Annotated in this window: 3 protein-coding genes; all 3 read left to right on the plus strand. The window is 76.9% G+C overall.

Annotated elements, in window-relative coordinates; genetic code table 11:
• Window positions 1-147 precede the first annotated feature (147 nt).
• From ITJ48_RS15790 to ITJ48_RS15800, 3 genes are read left to right on the plus strand one after another with little or no spacing between them, the layout of a single operon-like run.
• Entirely contained in the window at window positions 148-15,516 is a 15,369-nt protein-coding gene (locus ITJ48_RS15790) for a DUF11 domain-containing protein (RefSeq protein WP_194614374.1), read from the plus strand.
• Window positions 15,513-16,010, plus strand: a complete 498-nt coding sequence (locus tag ITJ48_RS15795) for an FxLYD domain-containing protein (protein ID WP_194614375.1) — start codon at window positions 15,513-15,515, stop codon at window positions 16,008-16,010. Before ITJ48_RS15790 ends, ITJ48_RS15795 begins: the two co-directional genes overlap by 4 nt.
• Complete coding sequence (locus tag ITJ48_RS15800) at window positions 16,007-18,709, plus strand: LuxR C-terminal-related transcriptional regulator (RefSeq protein WP_194614376.1); 2,703 nt, start codon at window positions 16,007-16,009, stop codon at window positions 18,707-18,709. Before ITJ48_RS15795 ends, ITJ48_RS15800 begins: the two co-directional genes overlap by 4 nt.
• The last annotated feature ends 18 nt before the right edge of the window (window positions 18,710-18,727 follow it).

Consider the following 18,727-nt stretch of genomic DNA (forward strand, 5'->3'; position numbering starts at 1 on the left):
GGGGCTGTTCGGGGTACACGTGTCGCCCAAACTGGGACCGGGTCGCCTACTGGGACGGCAGCCCCGCCTCGGCATCCGCTCCGATCACGAGCTGGAGGGCCGATGATCGCCGCGCGCGGTCGCCAACCCGACAAATGAGGATCAGCCGTGCCCGCAACTCCCGACGCCCCGACGCGCCGTGACCGCTCCGCCCGCCACGTCCGCCGCCGACCGCGCCACCGTGCGGGCGGCAGCGCCTGGCCGCTGTCGATGCGCGTCGTCGCCGTCGTGCTCGCCGTGATCGTGCCCGTGACCGGCCTGTCGCTCGTCGACCCCGCCGAGCGCGCCGAGGCCGCGGTCGTCCAGTGGGGTACAGCAGGCGGCACCGCCCCCTCCTGGCAGGACACGGTCAACGGCGACTTCCTGCAGGTGGGCAACGGGGTGCTCGCCTGCGGCACGGCCGTCGTCTCGGGCGCCGGCACCTGCGCGAACCTGCACGCGGGCACCACGACCGCCACGAACAACGTCAACGACTACTTCTCGATGCAGGCCTCGAACACCGTGTCGGGCTTCACGACCAACTCGAGCTCCGCCTCCGTCACCATCCCCTCCGGGGCCACCGTCGCGAAGGCGTTCCTCAGCTGGAGCGCCAACACGGGCGTCTTCGCGGGCCGCACCGGCGGCGACGCGCTGCGCTGCGGCGCCCTGACGCAGAACCAGGTGGTGAGCGGCCAGTCGCCGCTCGCGACCCGTCCCGACAGCTCGTCGGGCTACCGCACGCAGCCGGCCAAGCTCAAGGTCGGCTCGGCCGCCGTGCGCAGCGTCCCCGCGACCGGCGTGCTCGAGGACACCGCGGCCACGGCCCCCGGCACGGCGCTCTACTACAGCGCCGGCGCCGACGTGACGGCCGCCTTCGCGGGCGCCGCCACCGGCAGCGCGCTCGCCGTCTCGGCAGGCGACATCTGGGCCCCCGTCGGGGCGGGCTGCTACGCAGGCTGGTCGCTCACGGTCGTCTACGACTACGGCAGCTACGTGCCCGGCAACACCGCCTCCGAGCCGCACAGCGTCATCTACTACGAGGGCCACGTGCGCGAGGGCGCCTCCGATCCCGACCTCACCGTCGCGTTCTCGGGCTTCTCGTCGCTGGGCGCCGCCCGCTTCGGCTACACGCTCTTCGAGGGAGACCGGGGCATCACCGGCGACTACATGCGCTACAACCGCCAGGCCGGGGCGTACGCCGAGATCCCCAACGCCGCGGGGGCCCTGGACAACGTCGGCATCAGCCGGGCCGACGGCTCGACGCGCTACACGCAGACCGGGTCGGCGGCCACGCCGGTCTTCACGAACGCGAGCGTCGACGCCGCGACCACGGCCCTGCCCGGCGTCCAGGCGGGCGACACCTCGATCAACCTGCAGATCGGCACCAGCGGTGACTCGTACCTGCTGCGCAGCGCCGTGCTCAGCGTGCCCACCGCCTCCTTGACGGTGGTGAAGAGCCTCGACGGCACCGTCGGCGACCAGTACCGGGTCGCCACCGAGAACACCCGGTTCCAGATCACCGTGTCGAACACGGGGTCGGTGGCGCTGACGAACGTCGTCGTGGCCGATCCCGACAACCCGGAGTGCCGGAGGACCGTCGGGACCCTGGCGGTCGGCGCCGTGGTCACCTTCAACTGCACCGGCCCGCCGCCCACCCAGGCGAACCAGGTCAGCTCGGCCACCGCGACCGGCGCCGCCGCCGGCAACTCCGCGGTCACCGTGACCAGCACCGGCACGACGAACGTGCACCTCAGCGCGATCGCGCTCACGAAGACGGGCGCGCTCCCCTCCGGCTCGACCGGGGCCGTCGGCGACGTCGTCACGTACACCTTCACCGCCTGGAACACCGGTGGCGGCACCCTCACCGGCGTCGCGATCAGCGACACGAGCCTGCCCGGCCTCTCCGCCCTCACCTACGGCACCTGGCCCTCGGGCACCGCCGGCACCCTCGGCGAGGGGCAGTCGGTCACGGCGACCGCGACCTTCGCCCTCACGCAGGCCGTCGTCGACGCCGCCTCGATCTCGAACACCGCCTCCGTCGTCGGCACCGACGCCGACGCGGGCCCCCAGCCCACCGCCTCCGCGACCGCCCGCACCGCCGTGCCGGCGAACCCGGCGCTCGCGCTCACGAAGACCGGCGCCCTCCCCGCCGGCAGCACCGGCCGGGCCGGCGACGTCGTGACCTTCTCCTTCACGCTGCGCAACAGCGGCAACCAGACCGTCACCGGCGCGACGATCACCGACGGCGTCGCGGGCGTCGGCACGATCGCCTACGGCACCTGGCCGAGCGGCACGGCCGGCCGGCTCGCTCCCGGGCAGCAGGTCACGGCCACCGCCCCGTACACGCTGACCCAGGCCGACGTCGACCGCGGCACCGTGCCGAACACGGCCACCGCCCGCGCGGCGTCCCCGAGCGGCGCCGCCGTCACGTCGAACACGGCCTCGACCAGCCTCGCCGTCGCGGCCGCGCCCGCCCTCGCCACCACGAAGCGGGCCGCCCTGCCCGCCGGAGCCGCCGGCGTCGCCGGTGACGTCGTCACGTACACCGTCACGTTGTCGAACACGGGCAACCAGACCCTCACGGGAGTCGCCGCGAGCGACCCGCTGACCGGTCTCTCGGCCTTCAGCTACGGCACGTGGCCGAGCGGCACCGCCGGCACCCTGCGCCCCGGCCAGCAGGTCACCGCGACCGCGACCTACACGGTGCGGCAGAGCGACGTCGACTCCGGCTCCGTTGTGAACCGCGCCACCGGCACCGGCACGCCCCCGAGCGGCGCGGCCGTCTCGTCGGCGGCCACGGCGACGCTGCCGCTCTCGACCGGCTCGTCCGTCTCGCTGACGAAGACCGGCGCGCTCGCCGCCGGTGCCGCCGGCCGCGCCGGCGACGTCGTCACCTGGAGCTTCAGCGCCGCCAACACCGGCTCCGTCACCCTGCGCGGCGTCACGATCACCGACGCCGTCGCCGGCGTCGGCCCCCTCGCCTACGGCACCTGGCCGAGCGGCACCGCCGGCACCCTCGCCCCCGGGCAGACGGTCACGGCCACGGCGCCGTACACGCTGACCCAGGCCGACGTCGACGCCGCCCGGGTGCAGAACACCGCCACCGTGCAGGGCACCCCGCCCTCCGGCGCCGTGGTGCGCCAGACCGCCACCGCCTCGGTCGACGTGGCCGCGGCGAGCAACGTCTCGCTGACCAAGTCGGGCGCGCTCGCCCCGGGCGCCACCGGCCGTGTCGGCGACGTCGTCACCTGGTCGTTCACGGTGCGCAACACGGGCGCCTCGACCCTCGACGGCGTCGCCGTCGCCGACCCGCTGGTGGCCGACCGCGTGGCCTTCGGCACCTGGCCGGGCGGCACCTCCGGCCGTCTCGCACCGGGCCAGCAGGTCTCGGCCACGGCCAGCTACGCGCTCACCCAGGCCGACGTCGACGCGGGCTCCGTCGTCAACACGGCGACCGCGACCGGCACCCCGGCCAACGGGCAGCGAGCGACGTCGAACGCGGCCGCGACCGTGCCCGTCGCCTCGTCTCCCGCCGTCTCCGTCGCCAAGTCGGGCCTCCTCGCGGCCGACGCGCAGGGGCGCGCCCGCGACCGCGTCGACTACACGTTCACCGTGCGCAACTCGGGCAACGTCAGCCTCACCGGCGTCGCCCTGACCGACCCGCTGCCCGGGCTCTCGGCCGTCACGTACGGCACCTGGCCGGGCACCGCGGGCACTCTCGCGCCGGGCCAGCAGGTGACGGCGACCGCGCGCTACGCGCTGACCCAGGCCGACGTCGACCGAGGCAGCGTCGCGAACACGGCCACCGCCTCCGGCACCCCGCCCGCAGGAGGCGCGGTGCGCGCGAGCGGGTCCGCCCTCGTCACCGTCGCCCCGGCCCCCGCGGTCGCGCTGACGAAGTCGGTCGCGGGCACCGCGGCCCGCGCGGGCGACGTGCTCACCTACACGTTCACCGCGACGAACACGGGCAACCAGACCCTCACCTCGGTGTCGGTCGCCGACCCGCTGCCCGGCCTCTCGGCCCCGGCGTACGGCACGTGGTCGAGCGGCACCGCGGGCACCCTCGCCCCGGGCCAGCGCGTCACGGCGACCGCGACGTACGCGGTGACGCAGGCGGACGCCGACGCCGGCTCCGTCGTGAACACGGCCACCGCCTCCGGCCGGACCCCCGCCCTCGGCAGCGTCTCGGGCCAGAGCTCCGCCACCGCGCCGGTCAGCGCACCGGGGTCGCTCGGCCTGACGAAGACCGGCACCCTCGCGTCCGGTGCGACGGGCGCCGCCGGCGACGTCGTCAGCTACTCGTTCCGCGTGGTCAACACCGGCGCGGCGACGCTCCGCGGCGTGTCGGTCAGCGACTCGCTGCCCGGGCTCTCCGCCGTCTCGTACGGCACCTGGGCCAGCGGCACCGCCGGCACCCTCGCGCCCGGCCAGGCGGTCACCGCCACGGCCAGCTACCGCCTGACGCAGGCGGACGCCGACCGGGGCAGCGTCGTGAACACGGCCACCGCCTCCGGCCGGACGCCCCAGAACGCTCTCGTGACCCAGGGCGCGACAGCCACGACCGCGGTGCCGCAGACCGCCGGGCTCGCCGTCGCGAAGAGCGGCGCCCTGCGTGCCGGGTCGACCCGCGCCGCCGGCGACGTCGCCGACTTCACGATCCGCGTGACGAACACGGGCACGGTCACGCTGGGCTCCGTGGCGCTGAGCGACTCGCTCGCCGGCCTCAGCGAGCCCGTGCTGACCTGGCCGGGCACCCCCGGCCAGCTCGCGCCCGGGCAGACCCTCGTCGCCCGCGCCTCGGCCGCCGTGACGCAGGCCGACGTCGACGCCGGCGCGGTCGTCAACACGGCGACGGCCCGCGGCACGGCCCCCGGCGGGGCGGCGACCACCGCCTCCGGCGCCGCCACCGTGCCGATCACGTCGTCGCCCGCGCTCGTGCTGACCAAGCAGGTCGCGCCCGTCGCGGGCGGCTCGGCCGGCCGCGCCGGCGACGCGCTCGAGTACCGCTTCTCGGCCACGAACCGCGGCACCGTCACCCTGACCGGCGTCGGCATCACCGACCCGCTGGCCGGTCTCGGCACCCTCGCCTACACGTGGCCGGGCGCCGCCGGCCGCCTCGCCCCGGGCGAGACCGTCACCGCCACGGCCCGCTACGTCGTGACCCAGGCCGACGCCGACGCCGGCAGCGTGGCCAACCGCGCCGCCGTGCGCGGCGCGACGCCGCAGGGCGTCCAGACGTCGGCCGAGGCGACGGCCGTGCAGCCGATCGGCTCCGCCCCGGCGATCGCCCTCGACAAGACGGCCGTCGTGGCCGGCTCGGGCTCGGTCGGCAGCCGCGTCACCTACCGCTTCGACGTGACGAACACCGGCACGCAGACCGTCTCGGGCGTCGCCGTCGAGGACCGCCTGCCCGGCCTCTCGGCCATCTCGTACGGCACCTGGCCCGGCGCCGTGAGCGGCCAGCTCGCCCCCGGCCAGACGGTGCGCGCCACCGCGACGTACGTCGTGACCCAGGCCGACGTCGACGCGGGCAGCGTCTCGAACGCGGCCACCGCCTCCGCGACGGGACCGTCCGGGACCGCCGCGACGGCCACCGACGCCGAGACGGTGCGCACGGCCGTGGGCACCCAGGCCGTCGGCCTGACCAAGACCGAGACGCTGCGCGGCACGGCCGCCGGCGACGTCGGCGACACCGTCGACCTCGGGTACGTCGTCACCAACACGGGCACGACCACCCTCACGGGCGTCTCGGTCAGCGACCAGCAGCCCCGCGCCACGGCCGTCGTCTACGGCGCCTGGCCGGGCGGCACCGCCGGCACCCTGGCCCCCGGCCAGTCGGTGACGGCCAGCTCGAGCTTCACGCTCACCCAGGCCGACGTCGACGCCGGCCAGGTCGGATCGCGGGCCACGGCCGTGGGCACGTCGCCGCGCGGCGCCGTGGTGCGCGCCACGGCCGACGGACAGGTCACGACCCGGCAGGCGCCGGGCGTCCAGCTGACGAAGACCGGGGCGGTGGCCGCAGGAGGCGCCGGTGCGGTCGGCGACACGGTCGAGTGGCGCTTCGCCCTCGTCAACACCGGCACGGTGACGCTCTCCGCCGCAGCGATCACCGACGCGCTGCCCGGGATCACGACGCCCGTCGTCACCTGGCCGGGCGCCGACGGCGTGCTCGCGCCCGGCGAGCGGGCGACGGCCTCGGCCTCCTCGGTCCTGACGCAGGACGACGTCGACGCGGGAGCCGTCGTCAACACGGCGCGCGCGACGGCGACCGCGCCCGCGCCGGGCAGCCAGACCGTCACGAGCACGGCGGCCGCGACCGTGGCCACCGCGACGAGCGCGCCCCGCCTCGAGCTGACCAAGACCGAGACCGTCACGCCGCCGGCCTCGGGCCCCACGACGGCGAACGACGGCGCCGTCTTCAGCTACGTCGTCACCAACACCGGCAACGTGACCGTCTCGGGCATCGCGATCCTCGACGAGCAGGCCCGCCTCTCGGCGGTCACCTGGGGCTCGGGCACCTCGACCACCGTGACGCTGCGCCCCGGCGAGAGCGCGACGGCGACGGGCGCCTACCGCCTGACGCAGGCCGACGTCGACGCGGGCCGCATCGGCTCGGCCGCGACCGCCTCGGGCACGGCGTCCGACGGCCGGCCCGTCCAGGCGTCCGCCGCGGCGGAGGCGCCCGTCACCCGGGCGCCGGCGCTCGCGCTCGCCAAGACGGCCGCCTTCGACGCCACGACCACCAACGGCCGGAAGTCCGACCTCGGCGAGACGGTCGTCTACTCGTTCCTCGTCACGAACACGGGCAACACGACACTCACCGGCGTCGGGGTGGACGACGCCATGGCGGGCGTGGACGTGCAGCTCGGGCCGTGGCCCGACGCGGCGGCCGAGGCCGCCGCGCGGCTGCTGCCGGGCCAGTCGGTCAAGGGCACCGGCCGTCACGTGGTGACCCAGGACGACGTCCACACGAACGGCGGCGTGCTCGTCAACGAGGCCACCGCCGCCGCGACGGCTCCGGACGGCTCACGGACCGAGGGCGCCGCGAGCGCGTCGATCACGCTCGACGCCGAGGCCCAGCTCGGCCTCGTCAAGACCGAGGTCTTCGCCGAGCCGGGGCTGCCCGCGCACGGGGAGGGCGACGTCGTCGTCATCGAGGTCCGGGTGACCAACACGGGCGCCGCCAGCCTCACCGACGTCGTCGTCCGTGACGACCAGCCGGGACTCGGCCGTCTCGTGCTCACCGGCGGCGACCCCGGCGCGAGCGTCGACCGGCTCGACCCGGGCCGGACGCTCGTCTTCAGGGCCGAGTACACGCTGAGCCAGGCCGACGTCGACGCCGGCCGGATCCGCAGCACCGCGACGGTCACGGCGGCGGCCCTCGGCCAGCCCGACCTGGCCGTCGACCCGGCCTCCGACGTGCGCAGCCTGCTGATCGCGGCCGCGCCCGGCTACTCGTTCGAGAAGACCGGAGCCTTCGCCGGCGGCGCGGCCGGTCGCCTCGGCGACCGCGTCGACTACGCCTTCGACATCGTCAACACCGGCAACGTGACGCTCTACCTGATCGAGGTCAGCGACCCGCTGCCCGGCATCGGCACCATCACGTACACGGGCCTCGGCGAGGGCCGCTCGCTCGCGCCCGGCCGCTCGGCCCAGGGCACCGCGTCGTACCGGGTGACCCAGGCCGACGTCGACCGCGGCCGCGTCGAGAACACGGCGACGGCCATCGCGAACCCGCCCGCCGGCGACGCGATCACGTCGACCCGCTCGTTCACGCTCGCGACGGCCGCCCAGGCGCCGTCGATCACGCTCGACAAGCAGGAACTGCTCGACGGAGGCGCCCGCGGCGTCGCCGGGGACGAGGTCCGCTTCTCGTACACGGTCACCAACACCGGCGACACGACCCTCCGGGACGTGACGCTCTCCGACCGCCAGCCGGGTCTCTCCGACATCGCCTTCGGCCCGTGGCCGGGCGCCGAGCGCACCCTCGCGCCGGGGCAGTCCGTCACCGCGACCGCGACCTCCCGCCTGACGCAGGCCGACGTCGACGCCGGGGGCATCGCCTCCACGGCGACCGTCTCGGGCTCGGCACCCGGCGCCTCGGGCGCCCCCGCCACCGTCTCGGACGACGCCGACGGCTCGGTCGCGAGCGTCCGCGAGAACGCCCTCGTGCTCGACAAGCGCGCCACCGCGACCGACGGCTCGGCCGTCGAGTCCGCGCAGCTCGGCGACACGCTGCGCTACGTCCTCACGGCCCGCAACACCGGCACGACGACCCTGACGGGCGTCGCGATCGTCGAGGCGCTGGCCGACGCGACGCCGCTGCGGTACGGCTCCTGGCCGATGGCCGAGGGCACGCTGCTGCCCGGCGAGTCGATCGTCGCGACGACCGACCGCGTGGTCACGCAGGCCGACGTCGACTCGGGCTCGGCCCTGAACACGGCCACCGTGTCGGGCACGCCGCCGACGGGCTCGGGCGACTCCCCGACCGCCCGCGCCTCGGCGAGCGTGGTCACCACCTCGGCCGCGCCCTCGATCCGCATCGAGAAGACGCAGGCTCTCGCGCCCGACGCCACCGGCCTGGCCGGCGACGTCGTGCAGTACTCGTACGTCGTCACGAACACCGGCGGCGTCACGCTGACCGGCGTCACCGTGCGCGACGGCCAGGCGCGCGTCACCGACGCCGTGTTCGGGCCGTGGCCCGGCGGCACGGCCGGCAGGCTCGCCCCCGGGCAGTCGGTCACCGCGACCGCGACGCACGTCCTGACCCAGGCCGAGGTCGACGCCGGGGGAGTCTCGAGCACGGCGACCACGCGCGGCACCCCGCCGAGCGGCGCCCGCGTCGCCGACACCGACGACGGCCGCACCGAGGTCGTCGCGCGCCCCGACCTGACCGTCGCCAAGACCGGCACGCTCGCGGACGGCGCACGCGGCGTGGTCGGCGACCGCATCGACTACCAGTTCGTCGTCGTCAACCGCGGCAACGTGACCCTCGACCTGCTGACCGTGCGCGACGCCCTCGCCGGCGTCGGCGACGTCCGCTTCGGCGAGTGGCCCGGCCCGGTGGGCCAGGTCGGCCCGGGCGAGCAGGTCCGCGCCGCCGCGTCGTACACGGTCACCCAGGGCGACGTCGACGCCGGGGCGGTCGTCAACCAGGCGCTCGCCACCGCGACCCCGCCTTCGGGCGAGCCCGTCACGGGCACCGGCGTGCACACGCTCGCCCTCGCGCCGACGACGCCCGCGCTCTCCGTCGCGAAGACCCAGGCGCTGCCCGCCGGCACCGCGGGCGTGGCCGGCGACGTCGTCACCTACTCGTTCACCGTGACGAACACGGGCACGGCGACGCTGACCAGCGTCTCGCTGTCCGACGCCCAGCCGGGCCTGTCCGACCTCGTCGTCGGCCGCTGGCCGTCGACGGACGGCGTGCTCGCGCCCGGCCAGTCGGTCTCGGCGACCGCCAGCTACGTGCTGACCCAGGCCGACGTCGACGCCGGCGTGCTGTCGTCGCCCGTGACCGCGTCGGGCACCCCGCCGCAGGGCGACGCCGTCGCCGCGCGGGCCTCCGCGTCGACGCCGCTCGCCGCGGCCGCGGCCGTGTCCCTCGACAAGTCCGTCGCGGACGCCGACGGCGGCTCCGGCGCCGTGGGCGACACCGCCGTCTACTCGTTCACCGTCGGCAACACCGGTGCCGTGACGCTCTCGGCCGTCGACGTGGCCGACGCCCTGCCGGGCCTCGGCACGATCGCCTGGCAGTGGCCGGGCGCCGCGGGCGTGCTCGCGCCGGGGGAGACCTCGGTGGGCACCGCCTCCTACGCCCTCACGCAGCAGGACCTCGACGCCGGCTCGGTCGCGAACCGCGCCACGGCCTCGGCCCAGCCGGCACGTGGCGAGACCGTGCGCGCGTCGGACGCCGCGACGCTCGCGACCAGCTCCGGACGACCTGCCCTCGCGTTGACCAAGACGGAGGCGCTCACGGCGGGGGCGCGCGGCGTCGCCGGCGACGCCGTCCAGCTCAGCTGGGTCGTGACCAACCCCGGCAACCAGACCGTCACGGGCGTCCAGCTCGCCGACGACCAGGTCGGCGCCCCCGCTCCCGTCTTCGGCTCCTGGCCCGGGGGCACCGCCGGTCGCCTCGCGCCCGGACAGAGCGTGACCGCCACGACCACCTACCTGCTCACCCAGGCCGACGTCGACGCGGGCGGCGTGACCAGCGCCTCCCGAGCCACGGGCGCGGGCCCCGGCGGCGTGCCCGTCCGGGCCGTCGCGACGGCCGGCGTCGGGGTCGACCAGGTCTCGACGATGTCGTTCACCAAGGCGGGCCGTCTCGCCGCCGGCACCACCGGGCAGGTCGGCCAGGGCGTCGACTATACGTTCCAGGTGCGCAACACCGGCACGGTCACGCTCAGCCTGCTCGACATCGTCGACGAGATGCCGGGCCTCAGCGACGTCACCTTCGACCGCTGGCCGGGCGCGATCGGCGTGCTCGCGCCGGGCGAGCGCGTCATGGGCCGGGCGGGCTACACGATCCGCCAGAGCGACCTCGACGCCGGCGGCGCGATCACGAACACGGCCACGGCCTTCGCGACCGCGCCCGACGGCACCGTCGTCCGGCGACCTGCGTCGGCCACCGTGCAGGCGGCCCCGCAGGGCCCGGTCGTGGGCCTGACGAAGGAGGCGCAGCTCGCCGAGGGCGCGACCGGTCGCTCCGGCGACCGGGTCGAGTACTCGTTCACCGTCACGAACCAGGGCAACACGACGCTGACCGGCGTCGTCCTCGCCGACGACCAGCAGGGCCTCGGCACGATCGCCTTCGGCCCGTGGCCCGCCGGCGTCGCCGGCACGCTCGCGCCCGGCGAGACCGTCCGGGCGACGGCCGTGCACGTGCTGACGCAGGCCGACGTCGACCGCGGCTCGGTGTCGTCCGTCGCGACGACCTCCGGCCGCTCGTCGGCGCCCGCCCAGACCGTGACCGCGAGCGACGAGAAGACCGTCGTCGTGCCGCCGCAGCCCGCGCTGACGTTCGCGAAGACCGTCGCGCCCGCCACGGGCACGGCGCCCGGCGACGCGCTCGGGTACACCTTCACCGCGACGAACACCGGCACCGTCACCCTCGACGGCGTCGTGTTCGACGACGCCCTCGTCGGGCTCTCGCCCGTGGCCGTCGCGACCTGGCCGAGCGGGACCGCCGGGCGACTCGCGCCGGGCGAGACCGTCACCGGCACCGCGACCTACCGCCTCACCCAGGCCGACGCCGACAGCGGCTCGGTCGTCAACTCGGCGCGGGTGCTCGCCAGCCCGCCGACGGGCGCGCCGCTCACCGCGAGCAGCGCGGCCACGGCGTCCACCGCCCCCACGGCCGCCGCGATCGGCGTCGAGAAGACCGCCGCCCTCGCGACGGGCGCCGCGGGCGTGGCCGGCGACGCCGTCGAGTTCTCGTACGTCGTCACGAACACCGGGACGGCCACCCTCACCGGCGTGACCCTGACGGACGCCCTGACCGCCGCCTCCCCCGTGGCCTTCGGCCCGTGGCCGAGCCCGACGAACCGGCTGCTGCCCGGCGAGAGCGTCACCGCCACCGCGCGGTACGTGCTGACCCAGGCCGACGTCGACGCGGGCGCCCTGCACTCGTCGGCCCGCACCACGGGCACGACGACCGACGGCTCGGTCGTCGCGTCCGACGCCGCCGCCGGCGTCGAGCTCGCGCGGACCGCCTCGGCCTCGGTCGACAAGACGGCGTCGTGGCTCGCCGGAGGCGCCGGCCGCGTCGGCGACGTCGCCCGCTTCACGATCGCGGTCGCGAACACCGGCACGGTGACGCTCTCCGACGTCGTCGTGACCGACCCCATGGCCGCCACGGAGGCGGACCCGTCCGGCGTCGTCGCCCCGGCGACCTGGCCGGGCGCCCCCGGCACGCTCGCCCCGGGCCAGCGCGTCACGGCGACGGTCGACCGGGTCGTGACCCAGGCCGACGTCGACTCCGGCGCGCTGGTGAACGTCGCGACGCTCCGTGCCGCCCCGCCCGCGGGCGCCGGGGCCCCGCTCGTCCTCCGCGACGGCGCGACCCTGGCGACGGCCGTGACCGCGCCCGCGGTGTCGATCGTCAAGACGGCGACCCTCGAGCCCGGCGCCGCCGGCGTGGCCGGCGACGTCGTCCGCTACGAGTACCTCGTCACGAACACGGGCGACGCGACCCTCTCGGGCGTCGTCGTGTCGGACGACCAGGCCCGCGCCTCCGTCGTCTCGTACGGCGACTGGCCCGCAGCGGCCGGCACCCTCGCGCCCGGCCGGACGGTCACGGCGACGGCGAGCTACGTGCTCACGCAGGCCGACGTCGACCGCGGCGTCGTCGCCTCGCGCGGCAGCGTCGTGGGCACGCCGCCGAGCGGCCCCGTCGTCCGCGCCTCCGAGGTGCAGGAGGTGCGCCTCGACGGCACGGCCTCGCTCGCCCTCACGAAGACGGGCGCGTTGACCGCCGGGCCCTCGGGCACGACCGGCCGCGTCGGCGACGGCGTCTCGTTCGCCTTCACGATCACGAACACCGGCGCCGTCACGGTGTCGGGCGTCGCGGTCGACGACCGGCTGAACGGCGTCTCCGCCGTCGAGCTCGGCCCCTGGCCGGGCGAGGTCGGCGTGCTCGCGCCCCGCCAGGTCGTCACCGGCACCGCGACCTACGCGGTCGTGCAGGCCGACGTCGACCGCGGCAGCGTCGTCAACGCCGCGACCGTCTCGGGCACCGCGCCGTCGGGAGCCGCCGTGCTCGCCGACGCGCGCACGACCGTGCCGCTGACGGCCGACGGGCCCCTCATCGGGCTCGTCAAGCAGGTCGCCCTCGCGCCCGGCGCGACCGGACGCGCCGGCGACGAGGTCGTCTACACGTGGGTCGTGACCTCGACCGGCGACGTCACCGTCCGCGACGTCGCGGTCGCCGACGAGCAGCCCGGCCTGACGACGCCCGCGCTCGCGTCGTGGACGGGTCAGGGCGCCTTCGCCGGCGTCCTCGCGCCCGGCGCCTCCGCGACGTTCACCGCCCGGCACGTGCTCACGCAGGCCGAGGTCGACGCCGGGGTGCTCTCCACCCGCGCGACGGCGACCGCGGTCGGCGACGACGCCGCGGCCACCCCGGTCTCGGCGACCGACGCCGTCCCGCTCGTCCTGCCCTCCTCGCCGGCCCTCTCGGTCGACAAGGAGGCGCGGTGGGCGGACGGCGGCACCGGCCGCGTCGGCGACGTGGTCGAGTACCGCGTCTCCGTGGCCAACGTCGGCACGGTCACGCTGACCGACGTCGTGGTGAGCGACCCGCTGCCCGGGCTCTCCGCCTTCACGTACTCCGGCGGGACCGCCGACGGCTGGCCGGCCGAGGCCGGCGTGCTGGCCCCGGGCGAGTCCGTCGTCGCCACGGCCCGGTACACGGCGACCCAGGCCGACGTCGACGCGGGCTCGGTCGTGAACGCGGCCTCCGCCTCCGGGGTGCCGCGGACCGGCGCCGCCGCCGTGGCGAGCGACGCGGCGACGATCGCGACCGCCGACGTCGCGCCGCGCGTCGCCGTGACGAAGACGCAGGCCCTGCCCGAGGGCGCGGCCGGCGTCGCGGGCGACACCGTGCCGTTCGCCTTCACCGTGACGAACACCGGCTCGGTCACCCTGACCGACGTGCGGCTCGCCGACGGCCAGGCCGGTCTCGGCGACCTCGTGGTCGGCCCCTGGCCGGGCGCTGCGGGTCGCCTCGAGCCCGGGCAGAGCGTGACCGCCACGGCGTCCTACCTGCTGACGCAGGCCGACGTCGACGCCGGCGCGATCGCGTCGACCGTCACCGCGACCGGCACGCCCGTGCGGGGCCCCGGCGGCTCCGGCGCCCCCGGGGTCCCGGCCGACGTCTCGGCCTCGGCCGACGGCCGCACCCCGCTCGTCGCGGACGCCGCCCTGGTCGTGGCCAAGACCGGCGCCGTGCGCGGCTCGGGCTTGGCGGGCGAGGTCGTCGACTGGACGATCACCCTGCGCAACGAGGGCGGCGTCACGCTCTCGGGCGTGCAGGTCGCCGACCCGCTGCCCGGCCTCAGCCCCCTCGTGCTCGGCCCGTGGCCGACCGCCGAGGGCAGGCTCGCCCCGGGCGAGTCCGTGACGGCCGTCGCCACGTCGACGCTGACCCAGGCCGACGTCGACGCGGGCGCCGTGACCAACACGGCCACCGCCTCCTCGACCCGGCCGACCGGCGAGGCCGTGACGGCAGCCGCCCAGGCGACCGTGCGCACGGCGCCCGCCGTCGCCGGCCTCACGGTCGCCAAGACGCAGGTCATGTCCGACGGGGCGACCGGCAAGGCCGGCGACGTGTTGCAGCTCGGCTACGTCGTGCGGAACGCCGGCTCGGTGACCCTGCGCGGCGTGACGCTGTCCGACGCGCAGCCCGGCCTCTCGCAGATCGTGTTCGGCACGTGGCCGGGCGAGCCCGGCGTGCTCGAGCCCGGGCAGAGCGTGACCGCGAGCGCCACGTACGTGCTCACGCAGCGCGACGTCGACGCGGGGATCGTCACCTCCGAGGTGACCGCCACGGGCGAGGCGCCCGGCGGCGCGATCGTCGACGACGTCGCCGAGGCGGGGGTCGTGCTGCCCGGCTCGTCCAGCCTCTCGCTGCGCAAGACCGGCGCCCTCGTCGGCGAGGGGGCGGCCGGCGAGCTCGTCCGCTTCGGCTTCGAGGTCGTCAACACCGGCGACGAGACCCTGTCGGCCCTCGCGCTGACCGACGAGCTGCCCGGCCTCGGCGAGGTCGTGTTCGGCCCGTGGCCCGGCGCCGAGGGCGTGCTCGCCCCCGCGCAGGGCGTGACGGCCACGGCCGACTACGTGCTGACCCAGGCCGACGTCGACGCGGGCCTGGTCCGCAACACCGCCTCCGTCCTCGGGACGACCGCGGGAGGCGCCCTGCGCGCCGACGAGGACACGACCGTCGTCACGGTGGTGCCGCGCCCGGGCGTCGAGCTGACCAAGACGGTCAGCTACGCGCCCGGCAGCGCGGGACGCCTCGGCGAGCAGCTCGACTACCGCTTCGTGGTCGTCAACACCGGCACGGTGACGCTGGTCGGCGTCGGCGTGGAGGACGAGATGCCCGGCCTCGGCGACGTACGGTACGAGTCGTGGCCCGGCGAGCCCGGCGTGCTCGCACCCGGACAGCGCGTCGTCGCGACCGCCGCGTACACCGTCACCGCCGCCGACGTGGCAGCCGGCGAGGTGTCCAACACGGCGACCGCGATCGGCACGGGCACCGGCCCCGACGGCACGGTGCCGCCCGTGACGAGCCCCGACCCGACCCCCGACCCGACCCGCGACGACGACACCGTCGTCGTCCCGACCCACGACCGCGTGCTCGCCTTCACCGGAGACGAGGTGGCCGCCCCGGCGCTCCTCGCCCTGGTGCTGCTGGTCGCCGGCCTCGGCCTGGCCCTCACGGGCCGGCGTCGCGACCGGGACGTGCGCACGACGACCGCTCGCCCGAGAGGACACTCATGACCACCCGACCCGCCCTGCTCCGCACCTCCTCCGCCGGTTCCCGCTCCGCGCTGACCCGCTCGGCCGTGGCCGTGCTCGGGGGCGCCGCGCTCGTCGTCGCCCTCGCCGGCTGCACCGGGGGAGGCGACGGCGACGCCAGCCCGTCGCCCACGCCCTCGAGCACGGCCGCCGCGGCGCCCGCCGTCACCGACATCCAGGACGACCCGGGCACGGCGCCCGACTTCGTGGGAGCCCTGCAGGACGTCCAGCAGACCGCGTGCGAGCTCGACGGAGGCGCGTACTCGGTCACCGGGACGGCCGCGAACCCCACGGACGCGGCCCAGCACTACCGGATCTACGTGTCGCTGCTCGACGGCGACCAGGCGACCCTCGGCCTGACCCAGGTCGACCTCGACTCGGTCGCCGCCGGCGAGACCGCCGAGTGGGAGGCGCAGCTCGCCGTCGACGCCGCCGACCTGACCTGCGTGCTGCGCGTGGAGCGCTTCGCCGCGTGACCACCGTCAGCGGCGTGCCCGCGATCGCGGCGACGGCGGGGTCCGCCGTCCGCACGTCGCCGACGGGCGTGCCGCGGCTGCCGGGCGCGACGGTCAGCCGACCTCGGCTGCTCCGGGCCCTCGACGAGGCCTCGGGGTCGCCCGTCGTGGTGGTCCGCGGGCCGGCGGGCTGCGGCAAGACGGTGCTGCTGGCCGACTGGGCCCGCCGGCACCGCCGCGACCACGAGCGCGTGCTGTGGCTCGGCCTCGACGCGGCGCTCGACGGCGTGCCGGCCGCTGACCGGCGGCGCGCCTTCTGGGCCGCCGTGGGCCTCGCGCTGCGGGCCTCGGGACGATCCTCGTCGGCCCTCGCGCGCCTCCTCGGCGACGACCTCGCCCTGGCTCCGTCACGGCCCGCCCTAGTCGAGGCCGCCGCCGCCCCCGACCAGCCCCTCGTGCTCGTGCTCGACGACCTCGACCTGCTCGACGACCCGGCGGCCCGGGCCGACCTGGAGGCGGTCGTCGGCTCGGGCGGACGGGTCAGGGCGGTCGTGGCCACCCGGTCCCGCAGCTGGCTGGAGCGGGGCGACGTCGCCGCCGCCCTCGACACCGTCGTGGTCGGGCCCGACGCCCTGGCCCTGACCGCGGCGGAGGCCGCGGTCGTCGTGACCGGCGTGCTGCGGCGCCCCGTGGACGCCTCCCGCGTCGTCGCCCTGCATGCAGCCGTGGGCGGCCACGCCGGGGCCGTCGTGGCGTCCGCGCGGGCCGTCGCCGATCGCGTCGACGCCGACCGCACCCTGCTCGTCGACCGCGGCGGCCGGTCGTTCGAGGAGGCGCTGGCCGCCTGTGCGCTCGACCACGTCCGTGCCTCGCTGGCCCGTCACCTGCGCGGCGGGCCCGCCACGGAGTTCGTGCTCCGCACCTCCGTCGTCGACTCCCTGCCCACGGCGCTCGCGGCGCGCCTCGCCGACCTGCCCGACGCCGACGCCGCGGCGGCCGCGCTCGAGCGTGCGGCCGAGGACGGCCTCGGGGCCTGGCGCACCGAGAGCACGGGCGCGCACGGCGAGTTCGCCTACTACGCGGCGGTGCGCGAGGCGCTGCGGAGCGAGCTGGACGCGCGGCGGCCCGACGACGCCCGCACGCTGCGCCAGGGGGCCGTCGAGTGGGCGCTCGAGGCGGAGCGGCCGATGATCGCCGCCCGGGCCGCGGCGGCGCTGCTCGACATGCCCCTCCTCTCGCGCGTGCTGCAGCGGTCGTGGCCCTCGTTCACCCTGCGGCACGCGGCCGAGCTGGTGGGCGTGCTCGGGACGCTGCCGAGCCGGCGCACGGCCCGGCACCCCGTCGTGCTCGCCATGACCGCCCTCGCCTTCTCGACGGTGAGCATGCACCACGCCCGCGTCGCGCAGGCCCTCGAGGCCGCCGTCGCGGCCGTCGAGGAGCGCGTCGGCTCCGTCCCGGCGCCCGACCAGGCGTTCCTCCTCGCCGTCGAGGCCCAGGCCCGCCGGATGCTCGGCGACGTCGCCCGCGCCCGCGCCGCCGCCGCACGGGCCGAGGTCGTGCTCGCGGGCCTGTCGCCGGCCGAGCGGGAGGAGATGGCGACCGTCGCCTCCTTCGTGCACCAGCAGCTCGGCGTGACGGCCCTGCTCGACGACTCGCCCGAGGACGCCCTGCGCTCGTTCGCCGCGGCGTCCGGCGCCGCGTCGGGACCGGAGCACGCGGCCCAGCGGGCGTCGTCGCTCGCCGCCGGCGCGTTCGTGCACCTGTGGATCGGCGAGGTCGCCACCGGCCGCGCCCTGCTCGCCCAGGTGGGCGACGAGACGGCCGGCCCGGTGGCGCTCGCGCGGGCCGTGCTCGCGCTCGAGGACTTCCGGCCGCACGAGGCCCTGCGCCTCGTGCCCGACGTCGAGCCGCTGATGGCCTCGTCCGAGCACTGGCCGATCGTGCTCGCCGTGCGGGCGTCCGCCATGATCTCGCTCGGCCAGACCGCCGTCGCCGGCCACCTCGTCGACCTCGACGCCCAGGCGGCGCGCTGGAGCGTCCGCTCGCCCACCGCCGGCGCGTCGAGCGACCTGCTCGCGACGACGCGGGTGCGGCTGATGCTCGCGGTCGGGCGCGTGAGCCGGGCCGAGGCGGAGCTGGAGCACCTGCCGGCCGACGACCCCGCGGTCGTCCTGCGCCGCGGGGCCGCGCACCTGCTGCGCGCCGACGCCCGACGCGCCGCCGACACCGTCTCGGGCGCGCTGCTCGCCGGCGTCCCCGACCAGCGGGTCCGGTCGCAGCTGCTGCTGCTGAGGGCCGTCGCCGAGCTGCGGCTCGACCGTGCGGCCGCGGCGCTCGCGACCTTCACGGCGGTGCTCGACGCGCTGGCCCACACCGGCCTCCGCACCGTGCTGCTGACCGTGCCCCGCGACGACCTCGAGCAGCTCGTCGCCGCGGCGACCGCGTCGGGCGACCCGCGTGCCGAGGACATGCTCGGCTCCGGCCGCTCGCTCGCCAGCGACCTGCCCGCCGACGCCATCGGCAGCTCCCTCTCGGAGCGCGAGGCGGTGGTGCTGCGCTCGCTCGCGACGGAGCGCAGCCTGCCCTCCGTCGCCGCCGAGCTGCACGTCTCCGTGAACACGGTGAAGACGCAGCTGCGGAGCGTCTACCGCAAGCTCGGCGTCTCCGGCCGCCGCGAGGCCGTCGAGGCCGCCACGCAGCGCGGCCTCATCGGCGGCTGACCCGGGAGAGGATGGACC

Origin of the sequence: Frigoribacterium sp. VKM Ac-2530 (assembly GCF_015350835.1) — a bacterium.
Taxonomy (GTDB): Bacteria; Actinomycetota; Actinomycetes; order Actinomycetales; family Microbacteriaceae; genus Frigoribacterium.

Bases quoted from the DNA above. Each gene is read 5' to 3' on its own strand.
- ITJ48_RS15795 (WP_194614375.1), top strand. From the start codon at position 15,513: ATGACCACCCGACCCGCCCTGCTCCGCACCTCCTCCGCCGGTTCCCGC.